Below are 4,177 nucleotides of genomic sequence, written 5' to 3' on the forward strand. Positions count from 1 at the left end.
TCGGTGGCGTCGAGATAGTCTCGCTGTGTGTAAAACGCGAAATGACCGACGAGCGCCGAGCCACAGATGAGGTTCGGACGCTGCTCGATTCTCGGATGTTCTTCCGCCAGCCAAACTTCGTCATCAAAGCCAATGTGGCCCCCAAACGGCGCGAAGTCGCGGCCGAACCAAGCAATGCAATTGATCGATACCCGTTCGTACGCCCAGAGATCCCAATTTGGCATCTTGAAGCGATGCCTGCTCTCGGAGGCAAGCGCGCGGAGAAACGATCGGTGCGCCAGCTCCGCGAACGGGCCGCTCCTCCATCCGATTTGGCAACAACAGTCGTAATGGGCGGTCCCTCGTGTGTAATCAATCAGACCGAATCGCTGGTGAAGGTGCGAGCAAATCGCATTGTTCACCGTATTGGCATAGACAATTGGCGGCCGCAGATGCTCCAAGCGGCAGTCGAGCAACTCCTGAATCGCATCCGGGGCGATGTACACGATATCGTCGTCGAAACGGATATAGATCGTGGCGGAATCGCAGCACTCCGGGAAGAAGGCATGAATTCGGGCGGAATTCGGCGGTAATTGCGCGACGTGTTGAGGACAGTCAACGGCTCGAAAGAACGAATCTCGCGCAGCGAGGGAACGAACGAAGGCGATATCGCCTCGGTCGTTCGTGTTCAACCACAACTGATGTTCATCGAGCAACCCACGGGCCGCGGAAGTGTGCGACGTAAGCAGTTCCAGATAGCGCCGGCGTCCGGCCGGCGTCACCGCGACGATGCGAAAGCCTTCATACATGGGCGTTAACCTGCTCGGTGTTGTCCAAGGACGCCGCGCGACCACCGCTCCGAGCGGCACAGTGCCGCGCCAATCACCTGGTGCATGTCGTAATACTGATAGTCCGCCAGCCGGCCGCCAAAACAGATTCCGTCGCGGTCGGCCAATGCGCAGTATTGGCCATGGCGGGCGCGATTCGTCTCATCGGCCAACGGATAGTAGGGCTCCGCACCAAGCGTCCAAGAGGATGAGAACTCACGGGTGACGACCGTCTGTGGCTGTGTGCCAAAGGCAAAATGCTTGTGTTCGACGATCCGCGTAAACGGAATCTCGGCGTCAGTGTAATTGACCTGGGCGTTGCCCTGAAAATCGGCGGTGTCGAGCACTTCCGTCTCGAAGCGCAACGTGCGGTATTCGAGAGGCCCGAAGCGATAGTCAAACAGCGCATCCAGCGAACCGGTGTACAAAACGTTTCTCGCCCGCTGTCGCCAGCCATCTCGGTCATCAAGATAGTTGGTGCCCAATTCAAGCGGGATTCCATGCTGCACCGATTCGATCATCGCCGTGTACCCATGAATTGGAATCCCCTGAAACCGGTCGCGATAATAGTTGTCGTCACACGTCAATCGGATCGGCACGCGCTTGAGGATGCTCGCGGGCAGTTCACGCGGCTCTCGGCCCCACTGCTTCTTGGTGTATCCGTAAATGAACAGCCGGTAGAGTTCCTCGCCAATTTGAGAGAGGGCGTACTCCTCCATGTTTCGCGGCGACGGAATCGGCAACCGAACTGCCGCCAGCTTGGCGGCGGCCTCGGCCGGCGTCCGCACTCCCCACAATTGATGCAAGGTGAGCAAGTTGATCGGAAACGAATAGATTTTGTCCCCTGAGCGGACCTTGGGCCGATTGACAAAATGATTGAACTCGCCGAAGCGCTGGACGTATTGCCAAATGGCTTCGCTGTTGGTGTGAAAAATGTGCGGCCCGTAGCGATGCACGTCGATGCCGGCGACTCGCTCGGTGTAGACGTTGCCGCCCGTATGCCGGCGGCGGTCGATGATCAAGCAGCGGCAGCCGGCGTCGGTCAATTGCCGCGCCGCGACTGAGCCAAATAATCCCGCACCCACGATGAGCCAGTCGAAAGTCAAGGGAGCGTCCGCCTTTCACTCGATATCGAGACGCGGATCGTTCAAGTCGAAGCCGCCGCGCTGACGGGCGATCTGCACCGCCGACTCAGTCTCCCGGTGATAGATGGGGGATGTCGATCCCTGCCCGCGATAGCTCATGCGATCCTCGACCCCCTCGGTCCATTTGTAATGATGGACGCGATAAGCGCCCAGAATCGGTTCGATGTCATACATGGCATTGAAGGTGTCGTGGTGGCCCCCCTTCAGCCGCACGCGGCCCCGGCAGATCATGATCTTCTGATCCCAGCCGCCGACGATGTTTCGCGTCGCGTGGCATTTCACGGGAAACTGTCGGTCGAGGGACGGTGCCGGAAGGATGGGCCGGAATTTGCCGTCGGGCGCGAGCCGGTCGATGAACCAGCCGCGGGCCGCCCAGATATTCCGTTTGTCCATTTCGGCGACGACCGCTTTCAGAGGCGCCGGATACTCTTGGAACTCGTCGCAGTCGAGATAGAGAACGTAGTCATCGTCTTCGACGCCGTGCAATCGGAGCAGAAGTTCTTCCAACTCTTGATTGCCCGGATCGTTGAATCGTTTCTGCCGGAAGGGCGCCACCTGAACGTCGAAGCTCTTGGCGATGAAGTGAGCCTCGTCGTAAGCGCGCGTCTCGGCCCCGAGCAGGATTCGATCGACACCCAAATCCCGATAATGCTGCAAGAAATGGGGCAGAATGCTCAAGCCATCGTGGATTAAAGCAACTGAGTAGATCATAAGGATGCGCTGCGATGAAGGAATTGCCGAAATAATCCACGCTGCCGGAAGCCGCAGAGCAAGTCGCGATTCAGTCCCGTCAATGAGCCATTTGCGGTCTCGAATTGATCCTGTTCTCTCGACGCTGCCATGCTTCGAGAGCGGCCGCCGCCGAAGTCGCTTCGATCTCGATGACGGGGCCGGAAAACGCTTCGCGCAGCAAATCGAGTGTGGCCTGAGGATGCCAGATCGCCACCACGCCGTCGCGGATCGCATCGGCCTCAGGTTGCAAAACCTGAATCCATTCCCGGATTTTTTGCACGCGATCTTCGACGGGGCCGGCGAAGATGTCGATGAGTCCCCGGTCATAGTCAGTTTCCGAATCGCGCCAGTAGCCGGTGTGGAAACCGTGTCCGCGGAGTTGCTCGATAACGTCTCGCGGCGTGCGGATCAACACGATTTCGGGCTGCCGTTTGACCGATGGTAAGTCGCGGAGATTGTTGGGAAACTGCTGCAAAGCACGCTCGACTGCGTCGGCCTCGATCTCAATCAGTCGAGCCGTCGTTGCCCGGCGAACCATGTCTGCGGTAACGGCCGGGTGCCAGATCGTGCAGACCAGTCCCTCGGCACTGGCGACTTCCCACTGAATCATGTCGATCCAATCGCGCAGGCGATCAATCACGTCCCGCACGGGAGGCTTGTCAGCTTTTTCTCCGTCTCGCATCGACGGAGGGCCGAGATCAATCGCCGGTGATTCAACCGGTTCGGCGAAGATCTCGACTAGCCCCAAATCAATGTCGGTAGTTCGGTCGCGCTGGTACCCTGTATGAAAACCATATCGCCGCAGTTCTGCGACGACATGCCGTGGAGCGCGGAGCAGGACCACCGGTTCCTGGCCTGAGGGTGGAGCCCAGAACTTTCGCGGATTCAGCGACCCGCTGACATCGCTCTTGCTTCGCTCCTGGCCGACAAGGAAGGGATCCGGAGCGTAGGTATTGTAGCCGGCGGCGAATGGACCCATCGTATGGTCGCAATGGCCGCTCGACGAGCACCATTTCTGGTACAGGTCGCGCATAAAGCGGCCGCGCACCGCGTAGGCATGCGTCCGCTGGCAGTTGACGCACCGCACGACGCCCGGAACAGCCGGCCGCGGAACGGAATTATAATGCTGACCGCCAAGCATCAGGCAGTCCCAATCCGGCGGCACACTCGCCAGAAACCGCGTCACGTCTTGCCGGAACGTTGGCCGGAAACAGGCATCGTCTTCCAAGACCAAGAGCGACCGCACGCCATCCATGATCGCCCGCTCGAGAACCTGCCGATGCGACTGCATGCAGCCCCAAGCGCCGCCACCAGCTTCCCAGCCAATGGGCGCCGGTACGCTCTGGCCATCAACCGCCTCGAAGACCTGCGGCTCCCGAAACGGCCATTGGCAGCCAGCGATCTCACGGTGAAAGGCAGCCAATCGATCCGGTCGTCGCTTCAAATTGACCACCGAGACACGATCGAACGAAACGGAGAGATTTGACGACATGC

General features: G+C 59.3%; 4 protein-coding genes. All 4 read right to left on the reverse strand.

All coding sequences use genetic code 11. The annotated features are described in order from the left end of the window. Positions 1–788 (reverse strand): hypothetical protein (locus VGY55_02635; protein HEV2968857.1); only part of this gene is annotated, 788 nt, incomplete at its 3' end. 5 nt (positions 789–793) lie between these two features. Beyond that, positions 794–1,912, reverse strand: a complete 1,119-nt coding sequence (gene glf, locus VGY55_02640) for a UDP-galactopyranose mutase (protein HEV2968858.1) — start codon at positions 1,910–1,912, stop codon at positions 794–796. A 15-nt stretch (positions 1,913–1,927) separates the two neighbouring features. Continuing rightward, positions 1,928–2,662 carry a glycosyltransferase family 2 protein gene (locus VGY55_02645; GenBank protein HEV2968859.1) on the reverse strand — a complete coding sequence of 245 codons (735 nt, stop codon included), beginning with the start codon at positions 2,660–2,662 and terminating at the stop codon, positions 1,928–1,930. 79 nt (positions 2,663–2,741) lie between these two features. Then, positions 2,742–4,177: glycosyltransferase family 25 protein (locus VGY55_02650; protein ID HEV2968860.1), on the reverse strand; the 1,436-nt coding region annotated here is incomplete at its 5' end.

Source organism: Pirellulales bacterium (assembly GCA_035939775.1).
GTDB lineage: Bacteria > Planctomycetota > Planctomycetia > Pirellulales > DATAWG01 > DASZFO01.